Origin of the sequence: Paroceanicella profunda (assembly GCF_005887635.2) — a bacterium.
Taxonomy (GTDB): Bacteria; Pseudomonadota; Alphaproteobacteria; order Rhodobacterales; family Rhodobacteraceae; genus Paroceanicella; species Paroceanicella profunda.
On sequence record NZ_CP040820.1, the window covers coordinates 139,639 to 155,081 of the forward strand.

14 protein-coding genes and 1 riboswitch are annotated in these 15,443 nt (G+C 71.9%); of the genes, 8 read left to right on the forward strand and 6 right to left on the reverse strand.

Translation table 11 applies throughout. From position 1 onward, the window contains the following. Positions 1-58 precede the first annotated feature (58 nt). Complete coding sequence (locus tag FDP22_RS21340) at positions 59-1,021, forward strand: homocysteine S-methyltransferase family protein (protein ID WP_138576199.1); 963 nt, start codon at positions 59-61, stop codon at positions 1,019-1,021. A gap of 513 nt (positions 1,022-1,534) precedes the next feature. On the opposite strand, the gene FDP22_RS21345 is transcribed toward FDP22_RS21340, so the two are convergent. Further along, a complete protein-coding gene (locus FDP22_RS21345) occupies positions 1,535-2,302 on the reverse strand; it encodes a fumarylacetoacetate hydrolase family protein (protein WP_138576200.1) in 768 nt (255 codons plus the stop codon). Positions 2,303-2,430: 128 nt separating this feature from the next. Between FDP22_RS21345 and queF the strand changes: the two genes are divergently transcribed. Next, on the forward strand, positions 2,431-2,898 hold the full coding sequence (gene queF, locus FDP22_RS21350; RefSeq protein ID WP_138576201.1) for a preQ(1) synthase: 468 nt from the start codon (positions 2,431-2,433) through the stop codon (positions 2,896-2,898). 395 nt (positions 2,899-3,293) lie between these two features. On the opposite strand, the gene bluB is transcribed toward queF, so the two are convergent. After that, positions 3,294-4,010, reverse strand: a complete 717-nt coding sequence (gene bluB, locus FDP22_RS21355) for a 5,6-dimethylbenzimidazole synthase (protein ID WP_138576202.1) — start codon at positions 4,008-4,010, stop codon at positions 3,294-3,296. Between the two features lie 50 nt (positions 4,011-4,060). Then, positions 4,061-4,248: riboswitch (cobalamin riboswitch) on the reverse strand. Between the two features lie 90 nt (positions 4,249-4,338). On the opposite strand from bluB, the gene FDP22_RS21360 reads away from it, so the two are divergent. The 5 genes from FDP22_RS21360 to FDP22_RS21380 all read left to right on the forward strand — a co-directional run bounded on the left by FDP22_RS21360 (position 4,339) and on the right by FDP22_RS21380 (position 10,123). Continuing rightward, complete coding sequence (locus FDP22_RS21360; protein WP_138576203.1) at positions 4,339-5,247, forward strand: LysR family transcriptional regulator; 909 nt, start codon at positions 4,339-4,341, stop codon at positions 5,245-5,247. Positions 5,248-5,421: 174 nt separating this feature from the next. Beyond that, positions 5,422-7,113 carry a dihydroxy-acid dehydratase gene (locus tag FDP22_RS21365; RefSeq protein ID WP_138576204.1) on the forward strand — a complete coding sequence of 564 codons (1,692 nt, stop codon included), beginning with the start codon at positions 5,422-5,424 and terminating at the stop codon, positions 7,111-7,113. 12 nt (positions 7,114-7,125) lie between these two features. Next, the gene (locus FDP22_RS21370; protein WP_138576205.1) at positions 7,126-8,439 is read left to right on the forward strand and encodes an FAD-dependent oxidoreductase; all 1,314 of its coding nucleotides are present in this window, start codon (positions 7,126-7,128) and stop codon (positions 8,437-8,439) included. Continuing rightward, positions 8,436-9,710 carry an aconitase X gene (locus tag FDP22_RS21375; RefSeq protein WP_138576206.1) on the forward strand — a complete coding sequence of 425 codons (1,275 nt, stop codon included), beginning with the start codon at positions 8,436-8,438 and terminating at the stop codon, positions 9,708-9,710. The genes FDP22_RS21370 and FDP22_RS21375 overlap by 4 nt, the downstream gene beginning before the upstream one ends. Next, positions 9,707-10,123, forward strand: coding sequence for an aconitase X swivel domain-containing protein (locus FDP22_RS21380; protein ID WP_138576207.1), 417 nt, complete (start codon positions 9,707-9,709; stop codon positions 10,121-10,123). The genes FDP22_RS21375 and FDP22_RS21380 overlap by 4 nt, the downstream gene beginning before the upstream one ends. Here FDP22_RS21380 and FDP22_RS21385 read toward each other — a convergent pair. From FDP22_RS21385 to FDP22_RS21400, 4 genes are all read right to left on the reverse strand, one after another. Further along, positions 10,107-10,688: an HD domain-containing protein gene (locus tag FDP22_RS21385; protein ID WP_138576208.1), complete on the reverse strand. Its 582-nt coding sequence runs from the start codon at positions 10,686-10,688 to the stop codon at positions 10,107-10,109. The genes FDP22_RS21380 and FDP22_RS21385 overlap by 17 nt on opposite strands. A 285-nt stretch (positions 10,689-10,973) precedes the next feature. After that, positions 10,974-12,293 carry a TRAP transporter large permease gene (locus tag FDP22_RS21390; RefSeq protein WP_138576209.1) on the reverse strand — a complete coding sequence of 440 codons (1,320 nt, stop codon included), beginning with the start codon at positions 12,291-12,293 and terminating at the stop codon, positions 10,974-10,976. Continuing rightward, a complete protein-coding gene (locus tag FDP22_RS21395; RefSeq protein ID WP_170317829.1) occupies positions 12,290-12,961 on the reverse strand; it encodes a TRAP transporter small permease in 672 nt (223 codons plus the stop codon). The genes FDP22_RS21390 and FDP22_RS21395 overlap by 4 nt, the downstream gene beginning before the upstream one ends. Before the next feature lie 118 nt (positions 12,962-13,079). Next, positions 13,080-14,192, reverse strand: coding sequence for a C4-dicarboxylate TRAP transporter substrate-binding protein (locus tag FDP22_RS21400; protein ID WP_170317830.1), 1,113 nt, complete (start codon positions 14,190-14,192; stop codon positions 13,080-13,082). Positions 14,193-15,038: 846 nt separating this feature from the next. Here FDP22_RS21400 and FDP22_RS21405 point away from each other — a divergent pair. After that, on the forward strand, positions 15,039-15,434 hold the full coding sequence (locus FDP22_RS21405) for a Rap1a/Tai family immunity protein (protein WP_138576212.1): 396 nt from the start codon (positions 15,039-15,041) through the stop codon (positions 15,432-15,434). The last annotated feature ends 9 nt before the right edge of the window (positions 15,435-15,443 follow it).

The window sequence follows — 15,443 nt, forward strand, 5'->3', positions numbered from 1 at the left end:
CCGCCCGGAGAGATGGCCCCCCAGGGGCCGCCCGGGCCCCCGCAGGAGGCATGTCGCCATGTCGAGACCGTTCACCCGTTCCCCCCTGCCGCAGACGCAGGGCGGGCTGTTCCTCACCGATGCCGGGATCGAAACCTGGCTGATCTTCAACCGCGGCGTCCGGCTGCGCAGCTTCGCGGCCTTCGAGCTGCTGGACAGCGCGTCCGGCCGCGCGGCGCTGCGCGACTACTACCTGCCGTTCCTGGAGCTGGCGCGCAGCTCCGGCCACGGCTTCGTGCTGGAGACGCCGACCTGGCGGGCGGGCGCGGATTGGGGGGCCGAGCTGGGCTACTCCGCCGCCGCCCTCACCCGGCTGAACCGCGAGGCGGTGCGCTTCCTCGCCGAGCTCGCGCGCACGGCGGCGCCGGAGGTGCGCGTGGTGCTCTCCGGAAACATCGGCCCGCGCGGCGACGGCTACGACCCGGGCGCGCCGATGACGGCCGCGGCGGCGGAGGAGGCGCATGCCTTCCAGGTGGGTGTCTTCGCCACCACCGAGGTGGAGATGATCTCCGCCGCCACCATCACCAGCAGCGCCGAGGCGATCGGCATCGCCCGCGCCGCCGGCACGGCGGGCCTGCCCTGCGCCATCGGCTTCACGGTGGAGACCGACGGTCGCCTGCCCAGCGGCGAGGGGCTGATCGCGGCGATCCGCGCCGTGGACGCGGCCTGCCCGGTGCCGCCGGCCTACTACATGATCAACTGCGCGCATCCCGACCATTTCGCCGGGGTGCTGGCACAGGCGGGAGAGACGGCGCAGCGCATCCGCAGCCTGCGGGCCAATGCCTCGCGGATGAGCCATGCCGAGCTCGACGGTGCCGAGACACTCGACGCCGGGGATCGCGAGGAGCTCGCGCAGCTCTACGCCGGCCTGATGCGCCAGCTTCCCGCGCTGAGCGTGGTGGGCGGCTGCTGCGGCACCGACCACGGGCATGTGCGCGAGATCGCCCGGGCCTGCGGCGGCATCGCGCACGCGGCGGGCTGACCGGCCGGCCCCCCCGCGGCCAAGGCCCCGGGGGGGCCTGCCCGCGCCCCCATGACCTTGCCGCCGGCCCCCTGAGGGCCGGCGGACACGGGGCGTTTCCTGCCCCCCGGACCAGAGATCGGAACATCGGCACCCGCTGCCCTCGGCGCGGGCGCCCTCATCCGCCGCATCCCGGGATGGCCCGGCCGCAGGACGTGCCGGCCGGGGGCGTCGCGCGGCCCCGCGCCGCCCGGGGCGGGCATACACCTCCCCCGATCAGCAGGCCGCGTGCCCCTGGTGCCCCCCGGAGAGGCCGTCAGCGGCCTCCGAAGCTTCCGGGGAGGGGATCAGAGCCCCCCCGCGCGGTTCCCTCAGCGCTGCCGGGGCCCGGAGAGGCGGGGCGGTCGGCCCGCCGGCTGAGCCGTTGAGCCCCTGCTCCGGGCGCGGCATCGGGTGACCTCGCCCGGCCCTTCGCAGGCGTGGCGTCCGGAGCGTTGCGGGGCGGAGGCCCGGCCGTCTGAACCGGGCCCGGGCTCAGGCCGGGTAGTCGGCCGACAGGTCGCCCAGGCCCTCGACGTGGGCGCGCACCGCGGTGCCGGGGCGGATGAAGGGCATGCCGTTGAACGACCCGGTGATGACGATCTGGCCTTCGCGCAGGCCGCCGCAATGGCTGCCGATGCCGCGCACCAGCGCGCAGAACGTCGCCCAGGCGTCCCCGCCCGGCACTTCGGCGGGGCCGTCGAGCACCGTTTCGTCCCCGAGGTCCAGCCGGGCGCGGATCGCGTCGAAGTCGAAATCCTGCCAGTCCGCCAGCGGCGTTCCGGTCACCAGCCCGCCGTTGAGCTGGTTGTCCGCGAGGCGCAGCAGCGGACCGGCCGGCTCATGGTCGGTGAGGCGGGTGTCCACGATCTCCAGCACCGGGATCAGCGCCACGCAGGCGCGGGCCTTCTCCTCCAGCTCCGGGTCATCCGCCGCGGGCAGCGGCGCGGTCACGAGAAAGCCCAGCTCCAGCTCGATTGCCAGCCGGCCCGAGGCGGTGGGGGCGAGCACGGCCGGCGAGGCCTGGATCTCCGAGGCGAGGATCGGGGCGATCATCGGCGGCTGGCCCTCCTGCCGGCCGGTCTTGAAGCCGCCGGCGGGGCCGAAGACCGAGAGCACGCGGGTCTGGACCGCGAGGGCCTCGTCGCGGCTGGCCGGGGAGGCGCCGAAGCTTTCCGGGGCGAGGCGGGTGCCGTCGCGGCGCGCGGCGATGAGCCGGTCGGCGAGGGCGTCGGGCGAAAGGCGGGCAGTGTCCTGGGTCACGCGTGGGGTCTCCGTTTCTTGTCTGTTGCCACTGGCGTAGCAGGCGGGGGCCCGTGCCGCCAGCGGGTTTGACGGCCCCGCCTGCCCGGCATAAGGGAGGGGCGATTGCGCGGCCACAGGAGGCAGACATGAGCGACAAGGACATCTACGCGGGGCTCACCCAGCTCGGCGGCGCCACCGCGCTGCCCGCCAGCCCCGAGGAGGCGGTGCTGGAGCGGGTGCCGAACCCGCAGGCCGGCACCGCCTATTGCGTGCGCTTCGCCGCACCCGAGTTCACCTCGCTCTGCCCGATCACCGGGCAGCCGGACTTCGCCCATCTGGTGATCGACTACGTGCCAGGCGCCTGGCTGGTGGAGAGCAAGTCGCTGAAGCTCTACCTCGGGTCCTTCCGCAACCACGGTGCCTTCCACGAGGATTGCACGGTCTCGATCGGCAAGCGGCTGGTGGAGCTGCTGGACCCGGCCTGGCTGCGCATCGGCGGCTACTGGTATCCGCGCGGCGGCATCCCCATCGACGTGTTCTGGCAGACCGCCGCGCCACCCGAGGGGGTCTGGATCCCCGTGCAGGGCGTGCCGCCCTACCGCGGGCGCGGCTGAGGCCGGGCTGCGAGAGCGCAAGCCGGGGGCGGTTGAAGCCCGCGCCGGCGGCGAAGCGTCGGCCCGAACCGGGGCCGCGGGGCGCGCGATACCGCCCGTCTTTCCCGGCCCCCCTCCGGCAAGGCGTCCTCATCTCAGCCCGACCCCCCTCCCTCGGCAGCGGGGGCCGGGTGAGCGGCGCACGCCCCTGCCCGGCGCGCCGCGAGGATTCGGCGACCGACGTGACGGCTTGGCCGGGTCGCTGCCGTGCTGCGCTCCACATGCGGGCAGCGGGACGCGGGCAGCATAACGGGGGCACGAAGACGGGGAGCCTTGCCTGACGCCACCCGGGCCGCGAACATGGGAGGACGGCCCGGGCACCGGAGGGCCACGGCCCGGCCGCTGCGCCGGGAGGGTCACTCCCCGGGGCCGGCCGTCTCATCCGGACGGGCGGGCGCGCGGCCCCATGTGCCCTCGAACACGAGCGGGGCCAGGGCGCGGCGCTTCGCCCAGCCGCGCGCCTCCAGCTCCGGGCTCTCGTGCAGCTCCGCCACGTAGCCGAGGCAGAGCCAGGCCACCGGCACCACCTCCTCGGGCAGGCCGAGCTCGGCGCGCAGGTCCGCCTCCTCGAAGATGCTCACCCAGCCGACGCCCACGCCCTCCGCCCGGGCCGCCAGCCACAGGTTCTGCACCGCGCAGACCGTGCTGTAGAGGTCGGTGTCGCGGTTCTGCGTGCGCCCCAGCACCACCGGGCCGCCGCGCGTGCGGTCGCAGGTGATGCACAGGTTCAGCGGCGCCTCGGTGATGCCCTGCAGCTTCAGGCTGTCGTAGAGCGCCCGGCGCGCGCCGGCAAAGCGCGCCGAGGCGGCGGCATTCGCGCGCTCGAAGGCGGCGCGCATCCGGGCCTTCGCGGCGGCCTCGCGCACCAGGATGAAGTTCCACGGCTGCATCAGCCCCACCGAAGGCGCGTGATGCGCGGCCATCAGCAGCCGCTGCACCAGCGCCTCGGGCAGCGGGTCCGGCAGGAACTGGCTGCGCACGTCGCGGCGGGTGGTGATGGCACGGTAGACGGCCGCGCGCTCCTCGGCGCTGAACGGCCCGGCGGCGGCAAGGCCGCCCGGTTTGCTCTGCATCTTCGGTCCCCTTCGATGCATGGGCGCGGGCGCCCGCCGTCCACGCGGGGGCCTGCTCTGTCCGTGCGGCCGGTCTTCTGACTCGGGCATCATCTGGCCGGAGCGCCTTCCCGGCACGGGGGCCAGTGGCATGTGCTCCGCCATCCGCCTCACAGCGTTGGGCACGTCGCGGGCTTGCACCGCGTTCCCGATTCTCCGGGCCCTTCCGGGCGCCGGCACCGCACGAGCCGCCCTTGTCGCACGGAAGCGGCGCGCCGGCCAGCCCGGGCGCGGTTTCGCTTTGATCGGCGGGCGGCGGTTGCTACGCTGGAGGGATCGGGAGGCTCGAATGGCAGAACTCGTCGACATGCGCGCCTTCCTGGTGACGGCGCGACTGGGAAGCTTTTCGGCGGCCGGCCGGGAGCTGGGGCTTGCGCCCTCGGTGATGACCAAGCGTGTCGGCCGCCTGGAGGAGAAGATGGGCGGACGGCTGTTCCTGCGCTCCACCCGTTCGCTCACCCTCACCGCGCTCGGCGAGCGGGTGCGCCCGCGCCTGCAGCTTCTGGTGGGCGAGATCGACGAGGTGCTGAAGGGCGCCGGCCCCGCCGACGGCACGGTGGAGGGCAACCTGCGCATCAAGATGCCCACGGTCACCGCCCAGTTCCTCGGCGCCCTGCTGGCGGACTTCCAGGTGGCGAACCCGCGGCTGACCCTCGACATCCACATGGTGGACCGCTCGGTGAACCCGCTGGAGGAGGGGTTCGACATCTCCATCGGCGCGCTGCCGGCCTCTTACGTGAACGTGATCGACGAGCCGCTCTGCCCCTACCGCCGCATCCTGTGCGCCGCCCCGGCCTATCTGGAGGCGCGCGGCCGCCCGGCCCACCCCACCGACCTCATCGAGCATGACTGCCTCACCTATCTCGTCACCGGCAACACCTGGACCTTCGACAGCCCGCAGGGCCCGATGAACGTGGAGGTGCACCCGAAGTTCAACGTGAACGACAGCCGGGTGCTGCTCAGCGCCGCGCGCCGGGGCCTCGGCCTCGCCACCCTGCCGGTGTTCCTGTGCCAGGAGGACCTCGCCGCCGGGCGGCTGGTGGCGCTGATGGAGGAGTACCCGGTCTCCACCCTGTGGCTGAAGGCGCTGGTGCCGCGCATCAAGCGCAACCGGCCGGCCGTGCGCGCCCTCGTCGAACACCTGCAGAGCCGGATGGGCCCCATCCCACCCTGGGAAAGTGCCGCGCTCACCGGCTGATTTTTCCTGTTTCGCGAAAGCTGGTCTCGTGAATTTCCGTATTGTGTCGGAAACCACGATAGCCGACCCTCCTCTCCGAACAGGGGCCGGGCGCATCCGGCTGAGAGAGTGACCGGGCGAACCCGGCAGGGAGGAAACCATGTCCGTCAGCGCACAGGCGCGGAGGCTCGTCGCATGAGCCGCCCGCTGAGATCGAATTTCGAGCCGGGCTCCTCCCGCTGGGCGGTGCGCCGGGCGCAGTGGCGCGCCCTCGGCCTCACCGACGCGGACATGGAGAAGCCGAAGATCGCGGTGGTCAACACCTCCTCGGAGATGGCGATCTGCTTCTCGCATCTCGACGGCATCGCCGCGAAGGCGAAGGAGGCGATCCGCGCCGCCGGCGGGCTGCCCTTCGAGATCCGCACCGCGGCACCCTCGGATTTCATCATCTCCGCCGGGCGGCGCGCCACCTACATCCTGCCCACGCGCGATCTCATCGCCAATGACATCGAGGTGCAGGTGGAGGGCGCGCAGCTCGACGGCATGCTGCTGCTCACCTCGTGTGACAAGACCGTGCCGGGCCAGCTCATGGCCGCCGCCCGGCTCGACATCCCGGCGCTGATGGTGATCTGCGGCTACCAGGCCTCCGGGCACATCGGCAACGAGCATGTCGATATCGAGGAGGTGTTCCTGCACGCGGGCTATCACGCGCAGGGCAACACCTCGCTGGAGCGGCTCACCGAGATGAGCGAGCAGGCCATCCGCTCGCCCGGCGTGTGCTCCGGCATGGGCACGGCGAATTCCATGCACTCGGTCACCGAGGCTCTGGGGATGTGCCTGCCCGGTGCGGCCCCGGTGGCAGCACTTTCCGCGCGCATGTGGGCGCATGTGGAGGCCTCGGGGCGCCGCATCGTGGAGATGGTGGAGGAGGACCTGAAGCCCCGCGCCATCCTCACCGCCGGCGCCTTCCGCAACGCCGCCGCACAGGTGCAGGCACAGGCCGGGTCGATCAACTGCATCAAGCACCTGCAGGCCATCGCGCTGGAGGCCGGCGTGGAGATCGACATGGCGCGGGAATTCGACGCCGCCGGAGAGCGGGTGCCGGTGCTCACCGCCGTGCGGCCCATCGGCCCGCTTTCCATCGAGCAGTTCGACGCGGCGGGCGGCGCGCGCGGCGTGCAGTCCCGGCTGGCGCCACGGCTGGAGACCGGGGTGCTCACCTGCACCGGCGCCACGCTGGCGCAGAACCTCGAGGGGGTCACGGTGTCCGACGACAACGTCATCCGCCCGCTCGACAACCCCTGGGGCGCGGAAGCCCCGATCGTGCTGCTGCGCGGCTCGCTCGCGCCGGTGAGCGGCGTGGTGAAGGTGGGGCTGCGCACCGCGGACCGCAACCTTGCCTTCCGCGGCCCGGCGCGGGTGTTCGGCGACAGCGTCTCCGCCGAGGCGGCGCTGAAGGCGGGCACCATCGCCCCCGGCGCGGTGGTGGTGCTGCGCGGGCAGGGGGTGCGCGGCGGCCCCGGCATGGGCGGGGCCTCGCGCCTCGTCTTCGCGCTGGAAGGCGCCGGCATGGGCACGGCCTGTGCGGTGGTGACGGACGGCCAGCTCTCCGGCCTGGTGAACAAGGGCCTCGTGGTCGGCGAGGTGCAGCCGGAATCGGCCGAGGGCGGCCCGATCGCGCTGGTCGAGGACGGCGACATGATCGCCATCGACGTCACCACGAAGCGGCTGGACCTGGAGGTGCCCGAGGCGGTGCTGGCCGAGCGCGCCACCTGCTTCACCCCGCCGGAACCGGCCCATGATTCCGGCTGGCTGTCCATCTACGAGCGAACCGTATCGCCCCTGTCGCGCGGGGCATCGCTGATCGAGAGAGCGCGCACGCGCTGAAGGAGCTTGCCCATGTCCCACGGACGTCCCATCAATCCCGCCACCACCATCCTGCGCTTCGACGGGGTGGATCCGAAACATGTGCTGGAGGTCGACCTCTGCGTGGTCGGCGCGGGCATCTCCGGTGTCGCGACCGCGCTGGAGGCGGTGAAGCTGGGCCGCACGGTCGCCATCGTCGACAGCCTTCCGGCGCTCGGCGGGCAGGCGGTGAATTCGATCATCGGCACCTTCTGCGGCCTGTTCGCCAACGGCTCGCACGGGCACCGCTTCACCTTCGGCGTGGTCGACGAGATGCTCGCCGCGCTGGAGGCGGAGGACGCGGTCTACTACCGCCACGGGCCCATGACCACGGTGGCGCATTACAACGAGATCGTGCTGTCACGCTGGGTGGAGAAATCCATCGATGCCGCCGGGGTCATTCCCATCGTCGGGGCCACGCTGCGCGGCGTGGCGCGGGACGGCAGGCGCATCACCGCGGCGGAGTTCATCACCCGCTACGGCGACGTGGAGATCCGCGCCGAGGCCTGGGCCGATTGCTCGGGCGACGCGGCGCTGGCCTGGCGCGCGGGGCTGGAGTGCCGGGAGCCGGACGAGAAGGTGTTCGGCTCGCAGCAGGCCGTCATCCAGGGCATCAACACTGCCGCCCAGCCGGACCGCGAGACCCTGGGCGCCGTGATTTCCGAGAAGGCGGCGGAGTACGGCCTGCTGCGCCGCGGCGGGCTGATCTTCAACTTCCCCGGCAAGGACATCGGCGTGCTGAACATGACCCATGTCGAGACCCCGCTGGAGCCGGTGGCCGCCAGCCGCATGGGGATCCTGGGCAAGGAGCAGGTGGATCGCGGCGTGCGCCTGCTGCGCGATGCCTTCCCGGAGGCCTTCGGCGGCATCTCGGTGCGCAGCTACGGCTTTCCCGGCATCCGCCAGACCCGCTGGATCCGCGGCGCGCATCACATCACCGTGCCGGAAGTGACGGGCGGGGTGAAATTCCCCGACGCCATCGCCCGCACCGCCTGGCCCATCGAGCTGCACAACGCGCCGGAGGGGTTCGTCTGGGAGGTGTTCGACGAAAACCACGTGCATTACGTGCCGCTGGGCGCGATGCTCTCGCCGGAGGCGGACAATATCGTCGCCGTGGGCCGCTGCATCGACGGCGACCCGGCAGCCCTCTCCTCCGTGCGGGTGATGGGGCCCTGCATGGCGATGGGGGCGGCGGCGGCGCATGCGCTCGACCTCGCCGGTTCCGGCTCGGTGCATCAGATCGACATCGGCGCGCTGCAGGGCCGGCTCTCGGACAATCTCACCCGCACGGACGGAGTGGCGCCATGAAGCTGACGGACCACGAGCAGGCCATGCTGCAGGGCGACCACGGCCCCGCGAAGGCGAAGGCGATGGACCTGCTGCTGCGCTACGGCCGCGCGCTCGGCGCCGAGCGGCTGGTGGAGGTGCGCAACGTGGCCGGCACCTGGAACGCCGGCTCCCCCGCCCTGCGCCCCTATGCCGACGAGAGCATGGACAAGCTGTTCTCCAAGTTCAATCTCGACAGCGACGAGACCGTGGAGACCCCCCAGGCCGAGGTCTACACCTGCCAGCTCATCCACGGCATCGACACCCGCCACAACAAGGTGATGGGCGTGCCCGACGAGGCGGCGGACTATCAGCGCCGGGCGGAGGCCTTCTTCGGCCGCCGCGGCGTGTCGATGTTCAACACATGCACGCCCTATCAGGTGGGCAACGTGCCGGTGAAGGGCGAGCATTGCGCCTGGATGGAGAGCTCGGCCGTCGTCTACTGCAACGCCGTGCTGGGCGCGCGCACCAACACCGAGGGGCGCGAGAGCACCGGGGCCGCCTCGCTCACCGGGCGCATCCCCTACTTCGGCTTCCACATCCCCGAGAACCGCCTCGGCACCCATGTGCTGGAGGCGGAGCCGGAGGTGCGCGACATCATGGAATGGGGCCTCTTCGGCTACCACGCCGGCGAGGCGGTGGGCGAGGACATCCCCGTGCTCACCGGCCGGCTGCACCAGCCCGGGCTGATCGACCTGAAGCATTTCGGCGCCGCCGGGGCCTCCTCGGGCGGCATCGAGATGTACCACATCCCCGGCACCACGCCGGAGGCGCCGACGCTTGAGGCCGCGCTGCGCCCCGGCGGGCACGAGCGCCTCGTCTACACCGCCGCGGACCGGCAGCGCGCCTGGGAGAACCTCAACCATTCCGCCAGTTCCGACGACGTGGATTTCGTGATGCTCGGCTGCCCGCACAACGCGATCGAGCAGGTCTGGACCGCGGCGAAGTTGCTCGACGGTCGCCGCGTGCACGAGAACACCGAGCTGTGGATCTTCACGCCCCGCGCCCTGAAGGACACGGCGGACCTCAACGGCTACACCGAGATCATCGAGCGCGCCGGCGCGCACCTCCTCTCCGACACCTGCCCCGCCATCGGCCGCGTGGTGCCCAAGGGCACCCGCACGGTGGCCACCGACAGCGCCAAGCAGGCGCATTACCTGCCGGCGATCATGGGCGTGGGCTGCCATTTCGGCTCGGTCGCGCAATGCGTGGAGGCGGCGATCACCGGGCGCTGGCGCGGGGGGCTGGCATGAGCGCCATCGAGATCCGCGGCCGCTGCGTGGTGCCGGGCGTGGCCGAGGGCGAGGCCTTCGTCTCGCCAGAGACCATCTCCGGCTGGGGCGGCATCGACAGCCGCACCGGCACCATCGTGGAGATGCGCCACCCGATGCGCGGGCTCAGCTTCGCCGGCAAGGTGCTGCTGTTCCCCGGGGCGAAGGGCTCCTCGGGCTACTCGCATTTCTTCCACCTGTGCCGGGTGAACGGCACGGCCCCGGTGGCCCAGCTCTTCACCCGGATGACCGCGAAGGCCGCCCTGGGCTGCGTGGTGACCCGGGTGCCTGCGATGACGGATTTCGACCGCGACCCGTTCGAGATCATCCGCCCCGGCGACCATGTCCGCGTGGACGCGGACGCGGGCCTGGTGACCGTCACCCCCCGCGGGTGAGGGCGCGCGCCTTCGCCGCCTCCGTCTCCCGGTCGGCGAGGGCGCGCAGCGCCGCGAGCAGCGGGTGCGCCGCGGTGCGCGCCTGCCCGTAGGCGAGGTTGAAATCATAGTCGAAATCCGGCGGGTTGGCGCCCGTGGCGTGCTGGAGCACGGTCTCGATCTTGTCGAGCCCCTTGGCGAGCACGGCCTCCGGCGTGGCGGCGGCGTCATACTCGTCCTGCAGGGCCAGCAGCCTCTCGCGCAGGTCCGCCGGCAGGGGGGCGGCGAGGTGTTCGAGATCGGCGCGCTCCTGCGCGGCCTTGTTCAGGCCCGGGCGCTGCTCGGTGGCCGGGATGTCGCCGGAGACCGCCTCGCCGAGATCATGCACGATGCACAGCTCGAGCAGCCGCAGACGGTCCACCCCCGGCATGTCCTCGGCCAGCAGCAGCGCGAGCAGGCACAGCCGCCAGCTGTGCTCGGCGGTGCTTTCCGGGCGCCCGGCGGCGGTGTGGCCGCTGCGCAGCGTGTCCTTCAGGCGCTCGGCCCGCTGCAGGAAGGTGATGATGTCGCCAAGGCGTGTGGTCATGGTCCGGCTCCTTGTGGCGCGCATCCTGCCACGGTGAGGGGCGGCCCGTCAGCCCCCCGCGCGCGGACGGCGCGCGTGGCGCGGTTCCCGCAGGACGGCCGCTCTTCCCTCGCAAGGCCGCCCCCGCGCCCGGAACGGGCGGGTGCGGACGGCCGCGGGCCGCGGTGTCACGGCAAGCCGGGCGAGGGGGCGGCGGGCTGCCGGCCGGGAAGGCGCCGCCCGCGCCCTGTCGGAAAGGCGGTGCGGCGGGGGCGCGCCGGGCGGGAGCCACCCGGCGCGCCCGGATCAGTTCATCGAGTTCGGCAGGAACAGCGAGATCTGCGGGAAGGCGATCAAGAGCACCATGATCACCACCTCGCAGGCGAGGAACCAGCTGATGCCCTTGAAGATCGTCTCCAGCGGCACCTTCTCGCCCACCACGGATTTCACCACATATGCGTTGAAGCCCACAGGCGGGGTGAGCAGCCCGATCTCGATGTATTTCACCACGATCACCCCCAGCCAGATCTCGTCCAGCCCCAGCGCCTTGAACATCGGCTGCACGATGGGCAGCGTGAGCAGGAGCACGCCCAGCGGGTCGAGGAACATGCCCAGGATGAGGTAGATGATCGACACCGCGACCACCAGCAGCACCGGGTCCAGCGCCCAGGTGCCGATCATCCCGCCCATGATGCCGGGAATGCCGACGAGGGCGAGGAACTTGGTGAACATCACCGCGCCATACGCCACGAAGAACAGCTGGGCGGAGGTTTTCACCGCCTCCAGAACGCTGTCGCGCATCACGGCATAGGTGAGGCGCCGCTGGGCCGCGGCCACCACGCAGGCGAGCAGAGCGCCCCCGGCCCCGGCCTCCGTGGGGGTGAAGACCCCGCCGTAGAGCCCGCCGATGATGCCGAAGATCAGCACCAGCAGCGGCCAGACCGGGCCGAGCGAGCGCCAGCGCATGCGCCACAGCTCCTCCCGGCTCATCTGCAGGGTCACCCGCGGCGCGATGGCGGGGTTCCACCAGGCGCGGCCCACGATCATCGCGGTGTAGACGGCGGCGGTGAGCACCCCGGGCAGCACCCCGGCGATGAGCAGCTTGGTGATGGAGACCTCGGCGAAGACACCGTAGATCACGAACATGATCGAGGGCGGGATGAGCGCGCCCAGCGTGCCGGCCGAGGCCACCACCCCGCAGGCGAGCGAAGGCGCGTAGCCCTGCTTGAGCATCTCCGGAATGGCGAGGCGGCTCATGGTGGCGGCCGTGGCGACGGAGGAGCCGGAGGCCGCCGCAAAGCCCGCCGAGGCCATGTTGGTGGCCACCGCCAGCCCTCCCGGCAGGCCGGAGAACCAGTAGCGCGCCGCGTTGAACAGCGCGGCGGAGATGCCGGTGTTATGCGCCACCGCCCCCATGAGGATGAACATCGGGATGGCCGAGAGCCCCCAGTTCGCCGCCACCTCGAACGGGGTGTTCTGCATCACCCCGAAGGCCACGTTGATGTTGCGCTGCGCCCAGAGCCCGATGAAGGCCGCGACGCCGAGCGCCACGCCGATGGGCACCCGGATGGCGATCAGCACCAGCACCAGGCCGAGGATGGAGAAGCCGAGTTCCGCGCCGCTCATGTCCGCTCCTCCGGGGCGCCGCCCTCGGGCGCCCCCGTGGATCCGGAAAGAGGTGCTCCGGGGGAAGCGCCCGGGGCCGCGCCGGCTGCGGACGGGCCGCCGGATTGCGCGGCGGTGCCGGAGGGGGTGCCGGGGCGGGGGGCGTCCAGCGCCGGGTCGTCGTCATCCGCGGTGCCGCGTGCCGCGGCCCGGGTGTCGCGCACCAGGTGGATGACGAGGTAGACCGCCATCAGTCCGAAGCCGATGGGCACCACCCAGCGCGAGGGCCAGACCTCGATGAAACCGCCGCCGGCCTCGCGCGCCTCGCGCATGTCCGTCATCTCCAGCGCCACGATCACCGCCTGCCAGGTGAAGACGGTGACGTAGATGACGCTGAGCACCGCGGCGAAGGCGTCCATCCACTTGCGCGGCCGCCAGGACATCCAGCCGGTGAACAGCTCCACGATGATATGCCCGCGCTCGCGGGTGATGAGGGCGAGCGGCAGGAAGGCGAGGGCGGCCATGTAATAGGCCGAGACGATCTCGATCGTGCCGACCAGCGGGCGGTGGAACGCCGTGCGCGCGATCACGTCGGCGGAGACATGGAGCATCATCGCGATGGTCAGCAGCGCCGCGACGAGGGTGAAGAGGCCGGTGATCCGGTCGAGCAGGTACCTGAGTGCGTGCATGCGCATCCCTTTCCGGGGCACGGGGAGAGACAGAGAGAGACGGGCCGGCGGGCCCCCGGGGCCTGCCGGCGACGGCGAAGGGGAGGGCGGCCCGCCGGCCGGGGCGGGCCCGCGCAGGTCAGAGCGCCTCGGGGTCGACCTTGTCGAAGATCTCGCGCTTGAGGGCGGCGCGGAACTTCTCCCGGTCCTGGCCCACCTCCTCGGCGATGATCTTCTGCCACTTCGCGTAGGAGGCGAGGTAGTAGTCGAGCACGGCTTCCGGGTTCTCCACCCGGGCGGCCTTCGCGTTCGCGACGTTCTCGGCATATTGCTGGGTGTCGCGCTCGGCCATCACCGGGGCGAAATCGGCGGCGGCGTCCACGAAGGTGATGCCCTTCTCCTTCGCCGCGGCGATCACGTCCGCGTCCTCCGCCATCTGGGCGTCGAAGGTCTCCCGCACCACCACGTCGACCATGAGGTCGATGTGCAGGCGGCGCTGCTCGGGGGTGAACTCCTCCCAGACATCGCGGTTCACGTACATCAGCACCGGCGGGCCGCCCATGCCCAGCGGGGCGTCGAGCACGGTGTCGACCACGTCCATGTAGCCGAAGCTGCGCAGCCATTGCACCGAGCCCAGAACGCAGTCGAGCGCGCCGCGCTCGATGGCGGTGGTGGCCTCGTTCGGCGGCATGGCCACGGGGGTGGCGCCGGCAAGCGTCATGATGCCCACGCCGCCGCCGGAGGCGCGCACCTTCAGCCCCTTCACGTCCGCCAGCCCCTGCGGCGTGCCCCGGCACATCAGCAGGTAGGGCGAGACGGAATAGCCGCCGAAGCCCACCGCGTTCGCATGTTCGAACTCCTCGCGGCATTGCGGGCAGCCGAGCATCAGCACGTCGTTCATCGCGGCGGTGGCGGCGAGCATGTCGTCGCCGATCAGCGACTGGCTGAAGATCATGTTCATCGAGGGCAGCATCTTGGGCACGTAGGGCGCCATGGTGATGCCGCCGTCGATGAGGTTGCTCTTCACCGCGTCGGGCGTTCCGGGGCCGTTGGCGAGCTGCGCGCCGGGCACCATCTTCCAGTCGATCTCGCCGCCGGTGGCCTCCTTCAGCGCCGCGAAATACGGCTCCATCGCGACGGTGTTGGTGGCGTTGGTCGCGCTCAGCCAGGACCCGAAGATCAGCTCCCTGGATTGTGCGGCCCCTGCGAGAAGCGCCAGCGCCGCGGCACTGGTGAGCAGTCTGCGTATCATCTTCATTTTTCCTCCCTTGGCTGGGGTGGGCCGCCCCGGATCTGCCGTCCGGGTGGGGCCATTGGCGGGTCGGGCGCGCCCGGGGCCGGTGTCAGGCCGGCGGGCACGGAAACGGGGTGAGGGAGTGGCCTGCGGACATGGCGGGGTGCGCGGCGCGGCGCGGAGCCGGCGCGCGCTGCGGTGCCAGAGGGCGCCCCGCGTGCCGGGGGCGCTGGTGTCCGACTGTGTCCGCCATTGCGGTCTTCCTCCCGTGGCCGCCCCTGCATCGGAGGCGGACCGCTGATTTGCCCTGACGGTAGGCGAACTTGATCCGGGAGGGTATCCCGTTTTTTGCGGGAGTATCTTTCTCGAATCAAGAAAGCCCAGGCCGGAAGCTGGCGGATTTCCCGGCAGGGCGGCGGAGAGCAATCCTGCCAGGGCCGGGAGCGCGCCTCACATGTCCCGGCCCCCTCCCGCCAGCGCCAGGGCGTGCGCTGTCAGGCCCCCGCTGCCCGCCGCCGCGCCCGCCGGCACCTGCCTGCCGAACGGCCCCGGGCGCCGGCCGCACCATCGCCCGCGCCCGGCCTGACGGCATCTCCCGGTTCAGGCAGAGCGCTGTGGCCCCGGTGGAAAATGGATTTGCCGGGAAAAATAATGCTTCCCCCCGACATCCGCGTTGACACAGTGAATTCGGAAAGTAAAACTCGTCAGTAAACAAGAAGATAAACTGGAGGCTTATACCGTTGTGTTCCCGAGGTATACTCGCAGGAGGGGCGGTGTTCCTCGATGCGACGTTCCGACGGGAGCGGCCGATTCCGGCAAGGTGGTACCCCGGGCCGGACTGCCGGCCTGCTGATGGAGCTCCGAATGAGACGCCGGCCCGCGCTTCCCGTCCTGCCGCTCACCCTCGCCTGCCTGCTCACGCCGCTCGCCGCGCCGGCGGGCCGGGCGGCCGACGAGGGCGATTACATGCTCGCCACGGCGGCTGACCTTGCCGCGCTCTGTGCCGCGCCGCAGGACGCGTCGGCGATCCACATGTGCGAGGGCTTCCTCGTCGCCGTCGACCAGATGCACATGCAACTGGCCAGCGCCATGGACCGGCCGATCTACTGCCTGCCCACGGATGGCTCGGTCACCCGTGACGGCGCCGCGGCGGCCTTCGCGGCCTGGATGGCCGGGCGCCCCGCGAACGCCACGCTTTCCCCGATAGACGGCCTGATGTCCTGGGCGCGCGACGCCTACCCCTGCCCGGCGGGCCAGTGATGGGAGCGC

Bases quoted from the DNA above. Each gene is read 5' to 3' on its own strand.
- bluB (WP_138576202.1), bottom strand. From the start codon at position 4,010: ATGCAGAGCAAACCGGGCGGCCTTGCCGCCGCCGGGCCGTTCAGCGCC.
- FDP22_RS21400 (WP_170317830.1), bottom strand. From the start codon at position 14,192: ATGATACGCAGACTGCTCACCAGTGCCGCGGCGCTGGCGCTTCTCGCA.
- FDP22_RS21395 (WP_170317829.1), bottom strand. From the start codon at position 12,961: ATGCACGCACTCAGGTACCTGCTCGACCGGATCACCGGCCTCTTCACC.
- queF (WP_138576201.1), top strand. From the start codon at position 2,431: ATGAGCGACAAGGACATCTACGCGGGGCTCACCCAGCTCGGCGGCGCC.
- FDP22_RS21365 (WP_138576204.1), top strand. From the start codon at position 5,422: ATGAGCCGCCCGCTGAGATCGAATTTCGAGCCGGGCTCCTCCCGCTGG.
- FDP22_RS21360 (WP_138576203.1), top strand. From the start codon at position 4,339: ATGGCAGAACTCGTCGACATGCGCGCCTTCCTGGTGACGGCGCGACTG.
- FDP22_RS21375 (WP_138576206.1), top strand. From the start codon at position 8,436: ATGAAGCTGACGGACCACGAGCAGGCCATGCTGCAGGGCGACCACGGC.
- FDP22_RS21385 (WP_138576208.1), bottom strand. From the start codon at position 10,688: ATGACCACACGCCTTGGCGACATCATCACCTTCCTGCAGCGGGCCGAG.
- FDP22_RS21340 (WP_138576199.1), top strand. From the start codon at position 59: ATGTCGAGACCGTTCACCCGTTCCCCCCTGCCGCAGACGCAGGGCGGG.
- FDP22_RS21370 (WP_138576205.1), top strand. From the start codon at position 7,126: ATGTCCCACGGACGTCCCATCAATCCCGCCACCACCATCCTGCGCTTC.
- FDP22_RS21390 (WP_138576209.1), bottom strand. From the start codon at position 12,293: ATGAGCGGCGCGGAACTCGGCTTCTCCATCCTCGGCCTGGTGCTGGTG.
- FDP22_RS21405 (WP_138576212.1), top strand. From the start codon at position 15,039: ATGAGACGCCGGCCCGCGCTTCCCGTCCTGCCGCTCACCCTCGCCTGC.
- FDP22_RS21380 (WP_138576207.1), top strand. From the start codon at position 9,707: ATGAGCGCCATCGAGATCCGCGGCCGCTGCGTGGTGCCGGGCGTGGCC.